Annotated in this window: 17 protein-coding genes and 1 pseudogene; 11 read left to right on the plus strand and 7 right to left on the minus strand. The window is 66.6% G+C overall.

Annotated elements, in window-relative coordinates; translation table 11 throughout:
• Position 1 precedes the first annotated feature (1 nt).
• Both NMLP_RS11770 and NMLP_RS11775 read left to right on the plus strand, forming a co-directional pair.
• Positions 2 to 469 (plus strand): hypothetical protein, encoded by a 468-nt coding sequence (locus NMLP_RS11770; protein ID WP_015410341.1) that lies wholly within the window; start codon positions 2 to 4, stop codon positions 467 to 469.
• Positions 470 to 611: 142 nt separating this feature from the next.
• Positions 612 to 1,274 (plus strand): cyclase family protein, encoded by a 663-nt coding sequence (locus tag NMLP_RS11775; RefSeq protein WP_015410342.1) that lies wholly within the window; start codon positions 612 to 614, stop codon positions 1,272 to 1,274.
• Positions 1,275 to 1,299: 25 nt separating this feature from the next.
• On the opposite strand, the gene phoU is transcribed toward NMLP_RS11775, so the two are convergent.
• Positions 1,300 to 1,980, minus strand: a complete 681-nt coding sequence (gene phoU, locus NMLP_RS11780; RefSeq protein WP_015410343.1) for a phosphate signaling complex protein PhoU — start codon at positions 1,978 to 1,980, stop codon at positions 1,300 to 1,302.
• 249 nt (positions 1,981 to 2,229) lie between these two features.
• Complete coding sequence (pstB, locus tag NMLP_RS11785; protein ID WP_015410344.1) at positions 2,230 to 3,081, minus strand: phosphate ABC transporter ATP-binding protein PstB; 852 nt, start codon at positions 3,079 to 3,081, stop codon at positions 2,230 to 2,232.
• 351 nt (positions 3,082 to 3,432) lie between these two features.
• On the opposite strand from pstB, the gene NMLP_RS11790 reads away from it, so the two are divergent.
• Positions 3,433 to 4,428 (plus strand): phosphate uptake regulator PhoU, encoded by a 996-nt coding sequence (locus NMLP_RS11790; protein ID WP_015410345.1) that lies wholly within the window; start codon positions 3,433 to 3,435, stop codon positions 4,426 to 4,428.
• Between the two features lie 12 nt (positions 4,429 to 4,440).
• On the opposite strand, the gene NMLP_RS11795 is transcribed toward NMLP_RS11790, so the two are convergent.
• From NMLP_RS11795 to NMLP_RS11805, 3 genes are read right to left on the minus strand one after another with little or no spacing between them, the layout of a single operon-like run.
• Positions 4,441 to 4,764: a DUF7126 family protein gene (locus NMLP_RS11795; protein ID WP_015410346.1), complete on the minus strand. Its 324-nt coding sequence runs from the start codon at positions 4,762 to 4,764 to the stop codon at positions 4,441 to 4,443.
• Complete coding sequence (guaA, locus tag NMLP_RS11800) at positions 4,757 to 5,674, minus strand: glutamine-hydrolyzing GMP synthase (protein WP_015410347.1); 918 nt, start codon at positions 5,672 to 5,674, stop codon at positions 4,757 to 4,759. The genes NMLP_RS11795 and guaA overlap by 8 nt, the downstream gene beginning before the upstream one ends.
• Entirely contained in the window at positions 5,674 to 7,320 is a 1,647-nt protein-coding gene (locus NMLP_RS11805) for a CTP synthase (RefSeq protein ID WP_015410348.1), read from the minus strand. Before NMLP_RS11805 ends, guaA begins: the two co-directional genes overlap by 1 nt.
• 331 nt (positions 7,321 to 7,651) lie before the next feature.
• Between NMLP_RS11805 and trkA the strand changes: the two genes are divergently transcribed.
• Together trkA and NMLP_RS11820 are read left to right on the plus strand one after the other, a co-directional pair.
• Positions 7,652 to 8,989 carry a Trk system potassium transporter TrkA gene (gene trkA / locus NMLP_RS11815; RefSeq protein WP_015410349.1) on the plus strand — a complete coding sequence of 446 codons (1,338 nt, stop codon included), beginning with the start codon at positions 7,652 to 7,654 and terminating at the stop codon, positions 8,987 to 8,989.
• A pseudogene (locus NMLP_RS11820) lies at positions 8,990 to 9,502 on the plus strand (TrkH family potassium uptake protein); the annotation flags it as partial. It lies immediately after the preceding gene.
• A gap of 95 nt (positions 9,503 to 9,597) precedes the next feature.
• Here the strand turns inward: NMLP_RS11820 and NMLP_RS11825 are convergent.
• Entirely contained in the window at positions 9,598 to 11,409 is a 1,812-nt protein-coding gene (locus NMLP_RS11825; RefSeq protein ID WP_015410350.1) for a formate/nitrite transporter family protein, read from the minus strand.
• A gap of 203 nt (positions 11,410 to 11,612) precedes the next feature.
• Between NMLP_RS11825 and NMLP_RS11830 the strand changes: the two genes are divergently transcribed.
• Positions 11,613 to 12,476, plus strand: a complete 864-nt coding sequence (locus tag NMLP_RS11830; protein WP_015410351.1) for a transcription initiation factor IIB — start codon at positions 11,613 to 11,615, stop codon at positions 12,474 to 12,476.
• Positions 12,477 to 12,528: 52 nt separating this feature from the next.
• On the opposite strand, the gene NMLP_RS11835 is transcribed toward NMLP_RS11830, so the two are convergent.
• Positions 12,529 to 13,176 (minus strand): FAD-dependent oxidoreductase, encoded by a 648-nt coding sequence (locus NMLP_RS11835; RefSeq protein ID WP_015410352.1) that lies wholly within the window; start codon positions 13,174 to 13,176, stop codon positions 12,529 to 12,531.
• A gap of 166 nt (positions 13,177 to 13,342) precedes the next feature.
• Between NMLP_RS11835 and NMLP_RS11840 the strand changes: the two genes are divergently transcribed.
• The 5 genes from NMLP_RS11840 to NMLP_RS11860 all read left to right on the plus strand — a co-directional run bounded on the left by NMLP_RS11840 (position 13,343) and on the right by NMLP_RS11860 (position 18,424).
• Entirely contained in the window at positions 13,343 to 15,106 is a 1,764-nt protein-coding gene (locus tag NMLP_RS11840) for a 2-oxoacid:acceptor oxidoreductase subunit alpha (protein ID WP_015410353.1), read from the plus strand.
• A gap of 2 nt (positions 15,107 to 15,108) precedes the next feature.
• The gene (locus tag NMLP_RS11845; protein ID WP_015410354.1) at positions 15,109 to 15,978 is read left to right on the plus strand and encodes a 2-oxoacid:ferredoxin oxidoreductase subunit beta; all 870 of its coding nucleotides are present in this window, start codon (positions 15,109 to 15,111) and stop codon (positions 15,976 to 15,978) included.
• A 45-nt stretch (positions 15,979 to 16,023) separates the two neighbouring features.
• On the plus strand, positions 16,024 to 16,602 hold the full coding sequence (locus NMLP_RS11850; RefSeq protein ID WP_015410355.1) for a cysteine hydrolase family protein: 579 nt from the start codon (positions 16,024 to 16,026) through the stop codon (positions 16,600 to 16,602).
• 56 nt (positions 16,603 to 16,658) lie between these two features.
• The gene (gene aspS / locus NMLP_RS11855) at positions 16,659 to 17,963 is read left to right on the plus strand and encodes an aspartate--tRNA(Asn) ligase (RefSeq protein WP_015410356.1); all 1,305 of its coding nucleotides are present in this window, start codon (positions 16,659 to 16,661) and stop codon (positions 17,961 to 17,963) included.
• A gap of 224 nt (positions 17,964 to 18,187) precedes the next feature.
• Positions 18,188 to 18,424: a hypothetical protein gene (locus NMLP_RS11860; protein WP_049926528.1), complete on the plus strand. Its 237-nt coding sequence runs from the start codon at positions 18,188 to 18,190 to the stop codon at positions 18,422 to 18,424.
• Positions 18,425 to 18,739: the final 315 nt, after the last annotated feature.

Genomic DNA, 18,739 nt, shown 5'->3' on the forward strand with positions numbered 1-18,739 from the left:
GATGCATCCCAGACGAGCGTTTCTCGCCGGCGTCGCGGTCGCGGTCGCCGGGTGCGCCGATCCCGGCAGGTCGGGTCGGGACGCCGAACCGGACGATGACACCGAGCCGGACGACGACGCCGAGCCGGACGACGACGCCGAGCCGGAGGACGTCACCCCCGAGACGGGGCGCGGACGCGACACCGACGACGCCTCGGGCTATCACCTCCGGGCATCGCCCGTCGGCGCCCCCGACCGCGAGCCGGTCCTCTCGAGCGCCGACGACGCGATCGCCCGGATCGAGTCGCTCGTCGATCTGCTGGCGGAGACGGCCGACACCCTCGAAACTACGTACGCCCCGCTGTCGCCGAGCGAAGCCGAGGCCTTCGAGACGGTGACGGCCGACGTCGAGCGATACTACGCGGGCAACCCCCCCGGCTACTACATCGATCACAGAGGGCTCGTCGTCTCGGTCGCACGCAGCGGGTAGGGTCCCCGGAACCGACGCGGACACCAGGACGCTCAAACACTAAACCCACCGGCGAGTACCCCGGACGTATGCCCCCGCGATATCCACCCGAATCGGGCAAACGCGCCGACAGTCCCACCGCGAACGCCGGAGGATCGACCTGATGTACCGCGACCTCTCACAGCCCATCGAGACCGGGATGCAACGGTTCCCCGGCGACCCCGAGGTGTCGGTCGAGCCGGTCGCCACCGCCGACTCGGAGGGCTACCGCGTCTCGGCGATCGACTGTGGGACCCACACCGGCACCCACGTCGACGCGCCGAGCCACGTCGGTCTCGAGGGAGCGATCGACGGCTTCGACGTCGGGCGGTTCGTCGTCAACGCGCGGGTCGTCGACTGCACCGGGCTCGACCCCCGCGAGCCGATCGAACCGTCGGCGCTCCCCGACGACGACGGCGGCGAGATGGTCCTCGTTCGGACGGGGTGGGACGACCACTGGGGGAGCCCGCGCTATCTCGATCACCCCTACTTGACCGCCGGGGCGGCCGACCGCTGTGTCGCCGCCGGGTGGTCGGTCGGTCTCGATACGCTGAGCCCCGACCCGACGCCGAGCGAGAACGCCGCCCCCGGGGAGCCCGAGGGCGTCCCGGCCCACCGTCGGCTCCTCGGGAACGGCCGGTTCGTCGTCGAAAACCTACGAAACCTCGGAGGTCTCGGGCGCTGTCGGCTGTTCGCCGTCCCGCTTCCGATCGCCGAGGGGGACGGCTCGCCGGTCCGGGCGTTCGCCCGCGAGCGCCCCCAGGAAGCCGACGCCCAGCCCCGGTAGGTCGACCTGCCGTTGCTCTCCTCGGTCAGTAGATCAACTCGTCGCTGTTGTCGACCATGTACAGCGTCCGGGCCGCGATGTTGACGGCGTGGTCGCCGACCCGCTCGAGATCTCGGACCGTGAGCAACAGCCGCGAGACCTCCGTCATGAGCGCCTCGATCTCCGCGTCGGAGGAGTCGTCGTCGATCTCGGTCTCGATGAGGTCCCGCACGACGGTGCCCGAGGCCCGTTCGCAGCGCTCGTCGACCCCGTCGTCGCGCCCGTCGATGTCGAAGCAGGCTTCGACGTCCTCCTCGGCGTAGGCCGCCATCGCGTCCTCGACCATCTCGACGACCTCGCGCCCGATCCCCTGGACGTCGACGTCGGGGTACATATCACGGGAGGCCTGCAGCGTGTAGTCGCCGAGATTGGTCGCGAGGTCCGCGACGCGCTCCAAGTCGGTGATGATCTTGAACGAGGCGGCGATGAAACGGAGATCGCCCGCGACGGGCTGTTGGAGCGCGAACAGGTCGATACACTCCTGCTCCAACTCGAGATACAAGCCGTTGATCTCGTGGTCGCCCTCGATGACCTCCCGGGCCAGCGCCTCTTCTTTGGTCTCTAAGGCCCGAAGTCCCGTTCGCACCCGGTCGAGAACGATCTCGCTCATGTAGAGGACGTTATCGCGGAGCTCCGTCAACTGCTGTTGGAATCCCTTCCGTGCCATTGGCTCCGGTTGTGCCCTCTCCGGTATGTTTTTTCCGGGGCGTCCGACGCGCGTCGTCCGCGGTTCTCCCGTGTATACGCCTGCTCGTCGTCTTCGAGGGTTTGCTACGCTCACCCTCGCTACCTCACGGCTCACCATGCTCGCCGTTCGGTCTTTCCGAGGACTCCCTTCGGTCGTCCTCGCTGCTCGCGTGTCGTCGCTTCGCTCCTCCCGCTCGCTGTCTTCGAGGGTTCGCTACGCTCACCCTCGCTATCCGAATTTCCCAGTAATATAGTTCTCGACCCGTTCGCTGTCGGGGTTCTCGAAGATCGAGTCGGTGTCGTCGAGCTCGACGAGTTCGCCGCCGGTGAGGAAGACGGCGGTCCGGTCGGAGATGCGGGCCGCCTGTTGCATGTTGTGGGTGACGATCACGACGGTGTACTCCTCGGCGAGGTCGTCGATGAGGTCCTCGATCTTCGAGGTGGCGATGGGATCGAGCGCCGAGGCGGGTTCGTCCATCAGGATGACCTCGGGGTCGGGAGCGATGGCGCGGGCGATACAGAGCCGCTGTTGTTGGCCGCCGGAGAGGTCGAGTCCGGACTCGTCGAGTTGGTCTTTGACTTCGTCCCACAGCGCGGCGCTTTTTAATGACTCTTCGACGCGGGCGTCGACGTCGCCGTCGAAGCCCTGGATCTCGAGCCCGTAGGCGACGTTCTCGCGGATCGACTTCGGGAACGGGTTCGGCTTCTGAAACACCATCCCGACCTTCCGGCGCAACGCCACCGGGTCCACGTCGTCGTCGTAAACGTTCTTGCCGTACAGTCGGAGTTCGCCCTCGACCCGACAGGTGTCGATGAGGTCGTTCATGCGGTTGATACACCGCAGGAACGTCGACTTGCCACACCCGGAGGGCCCGATCAGTGCGGTCACCATCCCCTCCGGAATCTCCATCGTGATGTCCGAGAGCGCCTGCGTCTCGCCGTAGTGGACGCTTACGTTTCGGGTATCGATGACCGTCCGCCCCGTCCCGCTGCGCGTCGTCGTGGTCTCGCGTCCGACCGCGGGGGCGTCGGTGAGCGATTCGGCGTCGGCCGTCGGGTCGGCGGGGTCTTCGAAGCTCATTGGTTGGATGCGTCGTCGGGCGTGTTCGAGCGCCGCCCGGTCGTTTGCACGCGGTCCCGGGGGCGCTACGACGGACCCGGGAGTTCGTCCCCGGACCGTTCGGGGAGACGCCCCGAGTCCGCGATGTCGTCTCCAACCCACTTCCGTAGACGTAAGTACCCGACTGATAGTCTTATATAGAATTATATAGATATACGTTCTACGGCGGTCACGGCGGCGCGTCCGGACACCGATCGAACGCGCTCCGACCCTCGCTGTCGGCTGATGCGCCCCCGACGCGCGTGTGTCCCGCTCCTTGGGCCTATCTATATATCTCGACAGCCATTTATGATACTGTCCGATAGTGTACGTATGGAGACGCGCAAGGTTCAGGTAACGGGCGGTTCGACGTACACCGTCTCGCTCCCCAAGGAGTGGGCGACTGAGAACGGAATCGGCGGCGGGAGCGTCGTCGAGTTCCACCCCGAGGGGGACACGCTGCTTTTGACCCCACAGCGCGACGAGGAGAAGGTCGAGGGGACGCTCGACATCACCGGGCTGGAGGGCGAAGAGCTGATGCGCGCGGTCGTGACGATGTACGTCAGCGGGTTCGACATCGTCACGCTGGAGACCGCACAGGTGACGGCCGCCCAGCGCCGGACGATCCGGGACGCGACTCAGGGACTCGTCGGCCTCGAGGTGATCGGCGAGACGTCCGAGCGGGTCCGGCTGCAGGACCTCCTCGACTCCTCGGAGCTGTCGATGCACAACGCGATCACGCGGATGCGGCTCGTCTCGACAACGATGCTCGCCGACGCCGTGGCGGCGCTCGTCGAGGACGACGACGAGCTGGCGGCCGACGTCGTCCAGCGCGACGACGACGTTGACCGGCTGTGGTCGATGGTTTCGCGGGTCTTCCGATCCGTGCTCAGGGATCCCTCCGCGGCCGCGGCGATCGGCCTCGATCGGGAGACGGCCTTCGATTATCACTCCAGCGCCCGTCAACTCGAACGCGTTGCCGACCACGCGGCGAAGATCGCAACCCACGCACGGACCCTCGGGGAACCGCCCGCGGACGCCGCCGAGGCGCTCGAGGCCCTCCTGGCGGAGGCGACCGACATCGTCGAGATGGGGATGGACGCACTCTTAGAAGACGACCCCGAGCGCGCGACCGAACTCGCCAACGACGCCCGCCAGCGAGTCGTCCGGATCGACGAACTCGCGCGGGCGGCCGACGACACGATCCGCGAGCTGGAGCCACAGCAAGCACAGCTACTCGGGTTGGTCGTCGACTCGCTGTCCAGAAGCGCCGACTACGGCGGCAACGTCGCCGAGACGGCCCTGCAAAACGCCGCCCCGAAGCCGTAGCGACCGTCCGGTCTACCGGAGCAACTCCTCGGCGAGCGTGTCGGGGCCGAGCAGTTCCGGATCGACGATGTGGTCGGCCTGCCCCCGGACGAACTCCGGGGCAGACTCGCGGGCGTAGATGACTGTCCGGAGGTCCGGGTTGCGCTCCAGCGCGACCGTCACAGACGTCGCCAACCCCGCGTCGGTCACGACGAGCGCGTCCGCGCGCTCTATGCCGGCGGCCTCCAGGGCCGACCGGTTCGCGGTTCCCTCGGCGTACCGTACCGTCCCGCCCTGGGCTTCGAGGGCGGCGCCGATCTCCTCGGGATCGCCGCCGGCGACGATCACCTCACTCATATTCGATCGTCGCCGGGGGCTTGTGCGTCACATCGTAGACGACACGGGAGACGGTCTCGTTCTCGCCCGTGATGCGCGATTGGATGCGCTGTAGCGTCGCCCAATCGACCTCTTGGGCGCGGGCGGTCATCCCGTCGCGGGACTCGACGGAGCGTACGGCGACGACCCACCCGTGGACGCGGTTGTCGCCCTTGACGCCGGTTGCCTTCCCGAGCACCGCCGCGAGCGCCTGCCAGGGATCGTGGTCCTCTAGTTCCTCCTCGACGACGTGGTTGGCCTCGCGGGCGACCGCGAGTTTCTCTTCGGTCACCTCGCCGAGGACCCGGACGGCGAGGCCCGGCCCGGGAAACGGCATCCGCTCGGAGACGACCGCCTCGAGGCCGAGTTCGCGGGCGACCTCGCGGACCTCGTCCTTGTAGAGATCCCGCATCGGCTCGACGATCCCCTCGAAGTCGACGACCTCGGGGAGCCCGCCGACGTTGTGGTGGGACTTGATCGTCCCCTCGCTCTCGATCCGGTCGGGGTAGATCGTCCCCTGGACGAGGAATCGGGCGTCGACCTCGCGAGCCACCGTCTCGAACTCCCGGATGAACCCCTCCCCGATGGCGTGGCGTTTCGCCTCGGGATCGGTGATCCCCGACAGCGCCTCGAGAAAGCGCTCGCGGGCGTCGACGATCCGGAGGCTCTCCATGTACGAGAACGTCTCTTCGATCTCCTCGGTCTCGCCTTTCCGCATCAGCCCGGTGTCGACGTAGACGGGCGTGAGCTGGTCGCCGACGGCCTCGTAGGCCAACGCCGCGGCCGTCGAGGAGTCGACGCCGCCCGACAGCGCGATCACGGCGTTGTCGTCGCCGATCGCGTCGCCGATCTCCGCGACCTTCTCGTCGATGAACGACTCGGGGTCGACCATCAGGCCGTCACCTCCTCGGGGTCCGTCTCGTCCGTTTCGACGATCGTCTCGACGAGGCGAACGAACGGCGGCGAGGCCCGCCCGGGTCGCGATCGGAACTCGGGGTGGAACTGCGTCCCGAAAAAGAACGGATGCTCGGGGAGTTCGAGGATCTCCATTCGGTTGCCCGCCCGCCCGGAAAAGGCCAGTCCCGCGGCCTCGAGGTCCTCGATGTACTCGGGGTTGACCTCATAGCGGTGGCGGTGGCGCTCCGTACAGGCAGTGTCGTCGTAGACGTCGTACGCGAGCGTACCGGGCTCGATCTCGGTCTCGTGAGCACCTAGCCGCATCGTCCCGCCCATGTCCTCGATCTCGTACTGTTCGGGCAGGATGTCGATGACCGGATGCGGCGTCGACTCGACCATCTCCGCCGAGTGGGCGTCTTCGAAGCCACAGACGTTGCGGGCGAACTCGACGACGGCCATCTGAAAGCCGAGACAGAGCCCGAGGAAGGGAACGTCGTTCTCGCGGGCGTAGCGGGCGGCCTCGATCTTGCCGCCCATCCCGCGGGCGCCGAACCCGCCGGGGACGATAATCCCGTCGGCCCCGGCGAGGCGGTCCGCGTGGGCGTCGTCCATCTCGTCGGCGTCGACCCAGAGGACGTCGATGTCGGTTTCGGTCTCGAAGCCGGCGTGCTTCAGCGATTCGTGGATCGAGAGGTAGGCGTCCTCAAGGGCGTACTTGCCGACCAGGGCGATCTCGGCCTCGTCGGTCGCCTCCCGCGTGACGATGTCGCGCCACTCGTTGTGGCGTTCGGGCTCGGGGACCGCCTCCGACTCGAGGCCGAGTTCGGACATGATATACTCGTCGAGACCTTCGTCTTGGATCATCAGCGGGACGTGATAGATGTCCTCGACGTCGGGGTTCGAAAAGACCGCGTCGACGGGGACGTCACAAAAAAGCGCGATCTTCTCCTTCGTCTCGGGGTCGAGCCGATCGTCACAGCGCCCGACGAGGACGTCCGGCTGGAGGCCGATCGAGCGGAGTTCCTTGACAGAGTGTTGGGTCGGTTTCGTCTTCTGCTCGCCGTTCTTCGAGTAGGGAACCAGCGTGACGTGCGTAAAGAGGATGTCGCCGTCGTCCTCCTCGTGGGCGAACTGCCGCAGCGCCTCGAGGTAGGGCATCCCCTCGATGTCGCCCACCGTGCCGCCGACCTCGATGAGACAGACGTCGTGGCCCTCCGCGGCCTCCCTGATCCGGCGTTTGATGTCGTCGGTGATGTGCGGGATGATCTGGACGGTGTCGCCGAGGTAATCGCCCGCGCGCTCCTTTTCGATGACGTGGCGGTAGGTCTTGCCCGTCGTGACGTTGTGGTCGAACGTCATGTCGATATCGAGAAAACGCTCGTAGTTACCGAGGTCGAGGTCGACCTCGCCGCCGTCTTTCAGCACGTACACCTCGCCGTGCTGGTAGGGGTTCATCGTCCCGGCGTCGACGTTGAGATACGGGTCGATCTTCACCGCCGTCACGTCGAACCCGGCGTTCTCGAGCAGCCGGCCGGTACTCGCCGCCGTGATGCCCTTGCCGAGGCCGGACATCACGCCGCCGGTGACGAATACGAATTTGTTTCCCAGTGTGGGGTCGTAATCAGTAAGCTCCGTCGGCATACTGACGGTGCGCGAGCGTCGAACAAAACGATTTCGAACGACCGTGCCGTACCCTCCGGCAGTCACGCGGCGTTCGGCGTGCGACACGTCCACAACAGCAAGCCGACCGAACGGTCCGACTCGTCGGTCGGCTTCAACTTACCCCTAAACGGGTTGGCTTTCGCCTCGCTACCGCTATCGGCCGACGGAAACAGACCCTCGAGCGTCACGCTGACTCCGTCGCTGTCGGACCCGAAGCGGCGGGGGGTTCCCCTCTCGGTCCCGTCCTGCGCCGGGACCGCACACCTCGGTTGATAGTAATTCACTTCAACCTCCGTCGAGTCATGGAGGTATGCGAACCGTCATCGTCGGGGCCGGGGAGGTCGGCACCTCGATCGCGAGGAGCCTCGCGCCGGCCCACGACGTCGTCGTCATCGACGTCGATGCCGACCGGGCCGAACAGTTGAAATACGAACTCGACGTCATGACGCTTTCGGGCGACGGCACGTCGCTGTCGGTGCTGCGGGCGGCCGACGTCGCCTCGACGGACCTGTTCATCGCCAGCACCGACGACGACCGGACGAACCTCGTGGCCGCCGAGACCGCCAAGACGCTCGCGGATCCGTTCACCATCGCCCGCACGAAAAGCGTCGAGTACCTCCGCACCTGGGAGCTGACGCGGGCGGCCTTCGGCGTCGACTTCATGGTGTGTTCGGACCTGTTGAGCGCCGAGAACGTCGTCCGCGTGGTCGGACTCCCCTCGGCGGTCGACGTCGACCCCTTCGCCGAGGGGCTCGTCCAGATGGCGGAGTTCGAGATCGACGCCCACAGCCCCGTCGCCGGACAGACCGTCGCCGAGGCCGACCGCTTCGAGTCGCTGACGTTCGCGGGGCTCTTTCGTGGCGACGAACTCTTTCTCCCGCGGGGGGATACCACCATCGAGGCCGGCGACCGGGCAGTCGTCATCGGCAGCCCCGGGAGCGTCCAGGCGTTCGCGAGCGACGTCGCCCCGGAGTCGACCCCGGGCGACGCCGACGAGATCGTCATCATCGGCGGCAGCCAGATCGGCTACCAGACCGCCCGCCTGCTCGAGGAACGCTCGCTGTCGCCGCGGCTCATAGAGCAGGACCACGACCGGGCCAGAGAACTCGCGGAGATGCTGCCGAACACGGTCGTGATGGAACACGACGCGACCGACACGGAGTTTCTGGCCCGCGAGCACGTCGACGAGGCCGACATCGTCGTGGCGGCGCTGGACAGCGACGAACGGAACCTCCTGGTGTCGGTACTCGCCAAGCGCCTCGGGACCGACCGCGTCGTCGCGATCGTCGACAACGGCGAGTACGTGACGCTGTTCGAGGAGATCGGCATCGACGTGGCGATCAACCCCCGGCAGGTGACCGCCGAGGAGATCACCCGCTTCACCCACAGCGGGATCGCGGAGAACATCGCGGTACTCGAGGGCGATCAGGCCGAAGTGCTGGAGCTCAAACTGACCGACGCGAGCGAACTCGTCGACCGCCCGATCAGCGAGGTCGCATCCGGCCTAGAGGCCGACGTCGTCTTCGGCGCGATCACCAGAGGCGGGACGCTGATCACTCCCCGCGGCGACACAGAGCTGTGTGCCGGCGACCACATCGTCGTCTTCGTCGAGACCGCCTTCGTCGAGAAACTGACGGCGATGGCGTAGATGCTCCGGGTCCGGGTCCGGGTCGACTGGCGGGCGAGTTTCGACCTGACCGGGCGGGTGTTTTGGTATCTGGCCGTCCCGCTCGCGTTCGCGCTTTCGCTCGCGGTGTGGTACGGCGAGTCGGTCGTCCCGTTTCTTGCGGCCATCCTCCTCACGCTGGCGGTCGGGGGCGCGCTCCGGCGGCTTCCGGGCGATCCGGGCACCCTCGGCCCGCGTGAGGCGTTTCTCGCGGTGGCGGCGATCTGGTTTCTCGTCGCCGCCGTCGGGGCGGTGCCCTTCGCGGTCAGCGGCGCGGGGGTGTTCTCTCACCGCGTCAACGCGATGTCCGAGTCGATGAGCGGGCTGGCGACGACGCTACGGTCGTTCTCTGCCCGCGGCCGCGCGATCGTGATGTGGTGATGGCTCATCCAGTAGCTGGGCAGGCTCGGCATCCTCGTCCTCGCGACGGCGATCCTCTCGGAGCCCGGTGTCGGTGGCGCACAGCCGATGGAGACTGATGTGGATCGGCCGGATCGAGATCATCCTCGTGTTGGTGCTCTTTACCGTCGACTTCTGGCGGTCGTGACAGGGTCGGGGGATCCGAGACGAGTCGACGTGCCGCCGGATCGCTACCGGCTGAACAGCCGCCGGAGGAGTCCCCATCCGGCAGGCCGCTCGGTTATTGCGACCGAACAGTCGAGTTCATCGACGACGTCGAGGTGCAAGGAGTCGGTGACGAGCCGCGAGAGCACGCCCCGCTCGGTCGCGCCGATCAACGCGAGCGAGTGGTCGGCGGAGGCCCGGGCGATCGCGCCCTCGATGTCGCCGGCGTCGTCGACGAGCAACTCGGCCCCCTCGAGGTCGTTCTCCTCGGCCCACGAGCGGAGAAACGCCGTCCCGGCCGCCCGCTCGGCCGGCGAGTCGACGACATGCAGCAACGACACCTCGGCCCCGACGCCGGCCCGCAGGGCGTTCGCGACCTCGGCGCTCAGCGTGGCGTTCGTTCGGCCGTCCGTCGCGACGAGGACGCGCGACAGATCCAGCCCGCGGTCCTTGAGCACGAGGAAGTCACACGGCGGTTCGCGCTTGAGCTGGTCGATCGAACGCTGTGGTTTATCGCGCGCCCACGGCCGGCCGTCGTCCCACCCGAGCACCACGAGGTCGGCCGCCATCGACCGCGCCTCGTCGAACATCTCGGTGAACGACCGGTGGGAGACGACCGTCGAGGAGCTGTATCGCACGTCGTAGTCGTCCGCCGTCGCCTCGATGTCACGCAGGAGCGCCTTCGACTCGCCCGTGATCCGGTCGACCTGTCCGGGGTCGTACCGTCGGAGCATCCGGTCGGACGTCTCGATCAAGTGGACGACGTGGACGTTCGCGTCCGCCCGCTGTTCGGCGAGCGCACAGGCCAACTCGACGAGAGGAGCCTCCGTCCGGGGGTTCGCGATCGGGACCATCACCCGGTAGGCGTCCGCCGCCGCGTCGTCGGGACGCTCCCCCGTGTCCAAAAGTGGGACGTATGAGCGCCCGGCCAGGCCGCCGAACGCCGACTCCTGGAGCGATAGCCGGCGCTCGATCCCGCCGAAGCGCGCCTCCTCGAGACGCTCTTCGGTGGTCTGGAAGTAGTTGACGAGGGTGACGAGGACGACACCGCCGACGGTGTTGCCGAGGAGGACGGGGAAGACGAAGCCGACGAGGCCGGACAAAAGGGCTGCCTCGCCGAGGAAGACGAGATACATGAGTTCGGTAAAGGAGACGACGACGTGAAACAGGTCCGCAAGCGGGATCAACAGAAAGGCGATGTAGACTAAGAAGAACCGCGAGACCGTATCGCGGGCGGCGAAGTCGAGCCAGACGACGCCGGCGACAATCAACCCCGCGAACCCGGCCTTGAAAAACAGATCAAAAAAGCCCGTCTCGACGCCCTTCCGCGAGATGTCGACGGCAACAGCGGCCGTCTCAGGCGAAAACACGCCCGTCCGCGCCAGGATCAACGCCCCGAAGAGCCCCCCGGCGAAGTTCCCGGCGAGGACGATCCCCCACTGCCGCATCATGGCGGGGAGACTCGCCAGCCGCTCCAAGACGAGCGCGACTGGCGGAACCGTGTTCTCGGTGTAGAGTTGATAGCCGCCAAGGATGATGTATATGAACCCGATCGGGTACAGGAGCGCGCTCGACAGGGGCGCGCCGTCGGTCTTGGCGGTCATCGACGAGTAGATCAAGAAGGTGAGCGTGATCGCGAAGCCGCCCGCCAGCGCGCTGAAAAACAGCTCACGGGTCTCCGTGGTGACCTCCTCGTCGGCGGCGGCGATGATGCGCTGGAACACCTCGTCGGTCCCGAAGCGATCGCGGATGACCTCCCCGACGGCGGGCGCGCCGCTTCTGGATCGTTCGACCGCATCCCGCACGGAGGTGTCCTCGTCCGGCTCCCGGTCGTTCATTGGTTCCGGTACCGCCGCCCCCGGACTAATCAGTTTATGTACGCGGTTGCTCCCGCGTCCGGGGTGTCCGCCGGCTGGGTGTCCTCGATCGGGGGCGTCAGTGGTACATACCGGTAACCGGTATGTCGCGTTCCGCGTCCGCCCCGGACCGGGGCCGCTCGCGGCCATTTTTAAAACCCGATCCGGACGAAGGTCCACATGTGATGAGCACGACGACACGACAGGCGTGCCCCGAATGCGACGGCCCGCTCCGGAGCACAGGGACGGAGACTATCTGTACGGAGTGTGGCCTCGTCGTCGCCGAGGACGAACTGGATCGCGGCCCCGAGTGGCGCTCGTTCGACGACGACGAGACGAACCCCGAGCGCTGTGGGGCGCCGCTGACGCGCTCGCGTCACGACCGTGGGCTCTCGACCGAGATCGGGCGCTCGACCCGGCTCAAAGGCCGCAAACGGCGGCAGGTGGCCCGGATGCGGAAGCATCACAAGCGGGCCCGGATCCCCTCGAAGCGTGCCAGAAACCGGATCCACGGGTTCACCGAGATCCGGCGGCTGGTCGGGCAGTTGGAGCTGCCGGAGGACCTGCGCGATCGCTCGTGTGTCCGCTTCGAGTCGGCGCAGAAGGCCGATCTCCTCCAGGGGCGCTGCATCGAGGGGTTCGCCGCCGCGTCGGTGTATGCGACCTGTCGGACGGCGTCGGTCTCGCGGACGCTCGAGGAGATCGTCGCCGTCGCGAGCGCCGACGCGGACGAACTCAAGGTCGCCTACGGGGCGTTGAACCGAGCGCTCGATCTCCCGACGGGTCCGATCGACCCCGCCGAGTACCTCGCCCGGTTCGCGTCGAAACTCGACGTCCCGACCGACGTCGAGCGGGCGGCCCGGCGGTTGGCGAGGGAGGCCCACGAATCCGGACTCGCGACGGGGCGAAACCCGAGCGGCGTCGCGGCGGCGTGTCTGTACACCGCCGCTCGACGGGACGGCCACGACCTCACCCAGCGCGAGGCCAGCGACGTCGCCGGCGTGTCGGCGGTGACCGTCCGGAACACCTACCAGGATCTACGCGAGTAAGCGACGCCGGGCTCTCGGGACGGTCTGTGGCGTCGGCGGGGTCGTATCGAGCTCACCCGAAATTCTCGGACTTCGCTCCGTCGGGGTCGCCCCCAGCCGCGGCGATGGCCGCCTCGGCGTCGGCAAGGAAGTCGCCGAAGCCGTACACGAACACCGCCTCGCCATCCACCCCGGAGAGGACGTCGCCGACGGCGTCGGTGAGAGCCGTCCCGTCGGCAAGGACGAACACGTCCGCGCCGGACGTCGCGAGCGCGGCGAGGCGATCCTCGTGGAGGGGGTGTTCGTCCCGGTAGACGACGGCCGCTTCGCCGCCGTCTGCGAGCGCGCGTTCGGCGATGGCGACGGCGGGGCCGACGCCGGGACCGCCAGCGAGGACGACGACCCGCGGCTCGTCCTCGTAGTAGTTGTCGCCGAAGGGGCCGGTGACGGTGATCGAATCGCCCGGCACGACCGAGACGAGGTACTCGCTGAAGGCGCCACCCTCCTCGGGATCGTATCCGATCGTGAGTTCGAACGTCTCGTCCGTGTCCGGGGAGGAGACGGTGTAAAACCGGCCGACCGACTCGCCGTCGATCTCCGTTTCGAGTTTGATGAACTGCCCGGGGCGGGTCTCGAACCCCTCGGGCGTCGTTGCTTCGATGGCGACGGCGTCGGGGCCGACATCGCGAACGGCGACGACGGTCGTCTCGGTTGGGTCCATACCGTAAATATACCCAGCCGGCCGCAAGGCGCTTTCGGAGCCAGCCGGCGGCTCCGGGACCGATACGCCCACGAGCAGTCTTTTTCCGTCGTCTCGTGGCCGAATCACGCCCGGGACGGCGGTATTCAGAAGGCTTAACGTGCACGGTGTTGAAGCCCGACGTAGTATGCCAACGGACCTGAACTGGGCTGTCGGCGGGGAAGCCGGCGACGGGATCGACTCGACTGGGAAGATCTTCGCCCAGGCGCTCTCGCGGGCAGGGCGTCACGTCTTTACTTCCAAGGATTTCGCATCGCGAATCCGCGGCGGATACACCGCGTACAAAGTACGGACGTCGGTCGACCGCGTCGAGAGCGTCGTCGACAGGCTCGACATCCTGATCGCGCTCACCGAGCGGACCGTCGAGGAGAACCTCGACGAGTTACACGGCGACTCGATCGTCATCTACGACGGCGAGCGCTCGATGATGTCCGACTTCGAGGCCCCGGGAGAGACGACGGGACTCGACGTCCCGCTGAAGCGGCTCGCGGAGGACGCCGGCGGGGCGATCATGCGCAACATCGTCGCATTGGGTGCCGCCTGCGCCGTCTCGGGGTTCGACATCGAGTATCTCGATGAGTCCCTCGAGAAGCGCTTCGGCGGCAAGGGCGAAGCGATCGTCGAAAACAACAAGAAGGCGGCCCGCGTCGGCGCGGAGTACGTCGATGAGGAGTACGACATCTCGACGCCGTACGACCTCGAGACGACCGACAACGACTACGTCCTCCTGAACGGCGACGAGGCGATCGGGATGGGCGCGTTGGTCGCCGGCTGTCGGTTCTATGCCGGCTACCCGATCACGCCCGCGACGGACGTGATGGAGTACCTGAAGGGCCGCATCGAGGACTACGGCGGAATCGTCGTCCAGGCGGAAGACGAACTCTCCGCTATCAACATGGCGTTGGGCGGAGCCCGTGCCGGCGCGCGGTCGATGACCGCGACGTCGGGACCGGGCATCGACCTGATGACGGAGACGTTCGGGCTCGTCGCGACCTCCGAGACGCCGCTCGTCATCTGTAACGTCATGCGCTCGGGTCCCTCGACGGGGATGCCGACCAAACAGGAGCAAGGCGATCTCAACGGGATGCTCTACGGCGGCCACGGCGAGATCCCGCGGTTCGTCCTCGCGCCGACGAACATCGCCGAGTGTTTCCACAAGGCGATCGAGGCGTTCAACCTCGCAGAAAAGTACCAGACGCCGGTGTATCTGACCGGCGACCTCTCGCTTGCGGTCACCGAACAGACGTTCGAGCCCGAGGAGTTCGACATGGACGCCGTCGAGGTCGACCGCGGCAAAGTCGTCGACGAGGGAACGATAGAGGAGTGGCAAAACGAAAAAGGACAGTTCAAACCCCACGCGGTCACCGACGACGGGGTCAGCCCCCGCTCGTTCCCCGGCACGGACGGCGGCGCGCACATGTCGACCGGCCTCGAACACGACGAGTTGGGCCGACGGACAGAGGACACCGAGATGCGGATCGAGCAGGTCGACAAGCGCGAGCGGAAGGTCGAAACCGCACAAAAAGAGGAGGACTGGAGCCCCCGGGAGTTCGGCGACGCCGACGCCGACACGCTCGTGGTCTCGTGGGGCTCGAACGAGGGCGCAATACGGGAGGCGATGACGATCCTCGCCGAGGACGACATCGACGTGCGGTTCATTTCGGTGCCGTACGTCTTCCCGCGACCCGACCTCACGGAGGCGGTCGAGACGGCGGAGAAGACGGTCGTCGTCGAGTGTAACGCGACCGGGCAGTTCGCCGACCTCGTCGAGCACGACACGCTTTCGAGGGTACAGCGTATCAACAAGTACAACGGCGTCCGTTTCAAGGCGGACGAGCTCGCCGAGGAGGTCAAAGCCGCCCTCGGCGAACCGACGGAGGTGGAGGCCTGACAATGAGTTCCAACGTTCGATTCACCGAGTTCAAATCCGACAAGCAACCGACGTGGTGTCCCGGCTGCGGTGATTTCGGGACGATGAACGGCATGATGAAAGCGCTGGCCGAGACCGGCAACGATCCCGACAACACGTTCGTGGTCGCCGGCATCGGCTGCTCGGGGAAGATCGGCACCTACATGCACAGCTACGCGCTGCACGGTGTTCACGGTCGCGCCCTGCCCGTCGGGACCGGCGTGAAAATCGCCAACCCCGACCTCGAGGTGATGGTCGCCGGCGGCGACGGCGACGGCTACTCCATCGGCGCCGGCCACTTCGTCCACGCGGTCCGGCGCAACGTCGACATGACATACGTCGTCATGGACAACCGCATCTACGGGCTGACCAAAGGGCAGTTCTCCCCGACCTCTCGGGAGGATTTCGAGACCTCGACCTCCCCGGACGGGACGAACCAACAGCCGGTCAACCCCCTCGCACTCGCGCTCGCATCGGGCGGCACCTTCATCGCCCAGTCGTTTTCGTCGGACTCCCAGCGCCACGCCGAGATCGTCCAGGAGGCCATCGAACACGACGGCTTCGGCTTCGTGAACGTCTACTCGCCGTGCGTGACGTTCAACGACGTCGACACCTACGATTACTTCCGGGATGCGATCGTCGACGTCGGCGACGACGACTTCGATCACGACCGCACCGACTACGACGACGCCAAGGATCTCATTCTCGACCGCGACAAGGAGTACCAGGGCGTCATCTACCAAAACGAGAGTTCGGTCGGCTACGAGACACGCGAGGGCGTCGAAGAACCCATGACTGACATCCCCGACGGCGCCCCCGAGGACGCGATGGACCTCGTCCGCGAGTTCTACTGACGAAGCCGCGAAAACGGTTTTTTCTCCCCCGCCCGAGGGACCGACATGACGCTCGAACTCGATCCGGAGTCGACCGCGGTCGTCGTCGTCGATATGCAAAACGGCTTTTGTCATCCCGAGGGCTCGCTGTACGCGCCGGGGAGCGAGGCGGCGATCGACCCCTGCGCCGAGGTGGTCGCCGAGGCCCGCAAGGCCGGCGCCGCGGTCGTCTTCACCCGCGACGTCCACCCGCCCGAGCAGTTCGAGGGCAACCACTACTACGACGAGTTCGACCGGTGGGGCGAACACGTCCTCGAAGGCTCGTGGGAGGCCGAACTCGTTTCGGAGCTCTCCCCCGAAGACGGGGATCTGGTCGTGGTCAAACACACCTACGACGCCTTTCACCAAACGGAACTGGAGGGGTATCTCCGGAGTCACGGCATCGACGACCTCGTGTTCTGTGGAACGCTCGCGAACGTCTGTGTGCTCCACACCGCCGGATCGGCGGGGCTGCGAGATTACCGTCCGATCCTCCTCGAGGACGCCATCGGAGCAATCGAGGACGACCACCGCGAGTACGCTCTCGAACACGCCGAGTGGCTCTTCGGCGAGGTCCACCCGCGCTCGGCGGTCGAGTTCGCGTAGCCGGCCCGGTCGCCTGCTTTCCCCGTATTTAAGTCCGGTCGCCAAGAACCGTGGGTATGGACGAGAGAACGTATACAGCCGACGCCGAACCGGGCCAGACGGCGACCGTCGCCGGGTGGGTCCACGAGATACGCGACCTGGGCGGGATCGCCTTCCTCATTCTGCGCGACACGAGCGGTCGGATCCAGATCAAACTCGAGAAGGACGAGATGGACGACGAGCTGGTCGAGACGGGACTCGACCTCTCGCGGGAATCCGTCGTCACGGTGACCGGCGACGTGAAGGAGGAGCCGCGCGCGCCGACAGACGTCGAGGTCGTCCCCGAGTCGATCGAGGTGCTGTCCGCAGCCGACACCGAACTCCCGCTGGACCCGACCGAGAAGGTCGACGCGGAGCTGTCGACGCGGCTCGACAACCGGACGCTCGATCTCCGCCGCGAGGCGGGACAGGCCGTCTTCGAGATCAGAAGCGAAGTGCTGCGGGCCGCCCGCGAGGCGTTCCGCGCGGCCGACGCCACGGAAATCAACACCCCGAAGATCGTGGCGACCGGGACGGAGGGCGGCACCGAGCTGTTCCCGATCACCTACTTCGGGCAGGAGGCGTTCATGAACCAGAGCCCACAGCTGTTCAAACAGCTCGTCGCGGGCTCGAACGTCGAGCGTGTCTTCGAGATCGGCCCGATCTTCCGGGCCGAAGAACACAACACGCCGCGACATCTCAACGAGGCGACCTCGATCGACTTCGAGGGCGCGTTCTGTGACCACCACGACGCGATGGACGTCTGCGAGGACGTCGTCGCCGCAGCCTACGAAGCCGTCGCGGAGAACTGCGAGGCCCAACTCGAAGCGCTCGGGATCGCCGAGGAGTTCACCGTCCCCGAGACCCCGTTCCCGCGGCTCAGCTACGAGGAGGCCATAGAGCGGATCAACGCGACCGGCGAACTCGACGAACAGCTCGTGTGGGGCGACGACCTGCCGACAGAGGGCGAGCGGGCACTCGGTGACGACGTCGGCGGCCACTACTTCATTACTGACTGGCCCGCCGAAATCAAGCCCTTTTATATTATGGACCACGACGACGACGAGACGCTCTCGACGGGCTTCGACATGATGCACCCCCGGATGGAGCTCGTCTCGGGCGGCCAGCGCGAGCACCGCCGCGAGCAGCTCATCGAGGGCTTCGAGGCCCAGGGACTCGACCCGGAGGCCTTCGAGTACTACACGAAGGTGTTCAAATACGGGATGCCGCCCCATGCCGGCTGGGGGCTCGGTGGCGAACGACTCGTCATGACGATGCTCGATCTGGACAACATCCGGGAGGCGGTGTTGTTCCCGCGAGACAGACAGCGATTGAGCCCGTAGGGGAAATCGCTGTCTGGCGAGCGGGGGCTCGTCAGAGCTTGCTCTGACGGTGTTCCCGCGAGACTGCCAACGTCTGAGCCGTAGGCGAAATCGCTGTCTGGCGAGCGGGGGCTCGTCAGAGCTTGCTCTGACGGCGTTCCCGCGAGACTGCCAACGTCTGAGTCCGTAGCGCGCGAGGGGATGCTATACGAACGTTGATGTGTGTCACTGTCGCAACGAATCCTATGGACGAGACAGATCCCGACGAGCGATCCCAGGAGTTGAAGCGACTCCTCCGGGTGGAACTCGACGACCGAGAGGATATCGCGGACTACGAAATCACGCACACGGACGACCCCGGCGTCCACCTGATCACGGAGGAGGCGGACGGGACGAGTCACTACCACGTCACGCTCGAACGCCACCCCGAAGGGAGCACAAAGACGCGCTGGAACTACTTGGGATCGGATCGGGACGACTAGGTGCGTCCGGGGAAAACCGCGTCGAGCGGCGCGGTCTTCCCGACTGGCCCCTGAATCGGCGAGTGTCGTCGTTGCTAACGGTTGCCGGTCGCTCGAGCGCCGTTGCTCGGTTCGCGGGGGCTTCGTGCTACGGTAACCGAAACGAGATCGATCTGTAGCGGTCGCGTCTGCGGCTTTGTCTCGACGGTTAGTGGCCCGCCGAAGGACAACAGTCGAAGTTTCGTATAGCGGCATACGATACATTTCGGGTGCACCGGGGCGGTTCCGATCGGTTCGGGGAAGCCGAAGGGCGTTTCAACCGCGGTGACCCACACA

The organism is Natronomonas moolapensis 8.8.11 (assembly GCF_000591055.1).
Classification (GTDB): domain Archaea; phylum Halobacteriota; class Halobacteria; order Halobacteriales; family Haloarculaceae; genus Natronomonas; species Natronomonas moolapensis.

Bases quoted from the DNA above. Each gene is read 5' to 3' on its own strand.
- NMLP_RS11860 (WP_049926528.1), top strand. From the start codon at position 18,188: ATGGACGAGACAGATCCCGACGAGCGATCCCAGGAGTTGAAGCGACTC.
- guaA (WP_015410347.1), bottom strand. From the start codon at position 5,674: ATGGTCGACCCCGAGTCGTTCATCGACGAGAAGGTCGCGGAGATCGGC.
- NMLP_RS11805 (WP_015410348.1), bottom strand. From the start codon at position 7,320: ATGCCGACGGAGCTTACTGATTACGACCCCACACTGGGAAACAAATTC.
- NMLP_RS11845 (WP_015410354.1), top strand. From the start codon at position 15,109: ATGAGTTCCAACGTTCGATTCACCGAGTTCAAATCCGACAAGCAACCG.
- NMLP_RS11770 (WP_015410341.1), top strand. From the start codon at position 2: ATGCATCCCAGACGAGCGTTTCTCGCCGGCGTCGCGGTCGCGGTCGCC.
- NMLP_RS11830 (WP_015410351.1), top strand. From the start codon at position 11,613: ATGAGCACGACGACACGACAGGCGTGCCCCGAATGCGACGGCCCGCTC.
- pstB (WP_015410344.1), bottom strand. From the start codon at position 3,081: ATGAGCTTCGAAGACCCCGCCGACCCGACGGCCGACGCCGAATCGCTC.
- aspS (WP_015410356.1), top strand. From the start codon at position 16,659: ATGGACGAGAGAACGTATACAGCCGACGCCGAACCGGGCCAGACGGCG.
- NMLP_RS11850 (WP_015410355.1), top strand. From the start codon at position 16,024: ATGACGCTCGAACTCGATCCGGAGTCGACCGCGGTCGTCGTCGTCGAT.
- NMLP_RS11825 (WP_015410350.1), bottom strand. From the start codon at position 11,409: ATGAACGACCGGGAGCCGGACGAGGACACCTCCGTGCGGGATGCGGTC.
- phoU (WP_015410343.1), bottom strand. From the start codon at position 1,980: ATGGCACGGAAGGGATTCCAACAGCAGTTGACGGAGCTCCGCGATAAC.
- NMLP_RS11835 (WP_015410352.1), bottom strand. From the start codon at position 13,176: ATGGACCCAACCGAGACGACCGTCGTCGCCGTTCGCGATGTCGGCCCC.
- NMLP_RS11840 (WP_015410353.1), top strand. From the start codon at position 13,343: ATGCCAACGGACCTGAACTGGGCTGTCGGCGGGGAAGCCGGCGACGGG.
- NMLP_RS11790 (WP_015410345.1), top strand. From the start codon at position 3,433: ATGGAGACGCGCAAGGTTCAGGTAACGGGCGGTTCGACGTACACCGTC.
- NMLP_RS11795 (WP_015410346.1), bottom strand. From the start codon at position 4,764: ATGAGTGAGGTGATCGTCGCCGGCGGCGATCCCGAGGAGATCGGCGCC.
- trkA (WP_015410349.1), top strand. From the start codon at position 7,652: ATGCGAACCGTCATCGTCGGGGCCGGGGAGGTCGGCACCTCGATCGCG.
- NMLP_RS11775 (WP_015410342.1), top strand. From the start codon at position 612: ATGTACCGCGACCTCTCACAGCCCATCGAGACCGGGATGCAACGGTTC.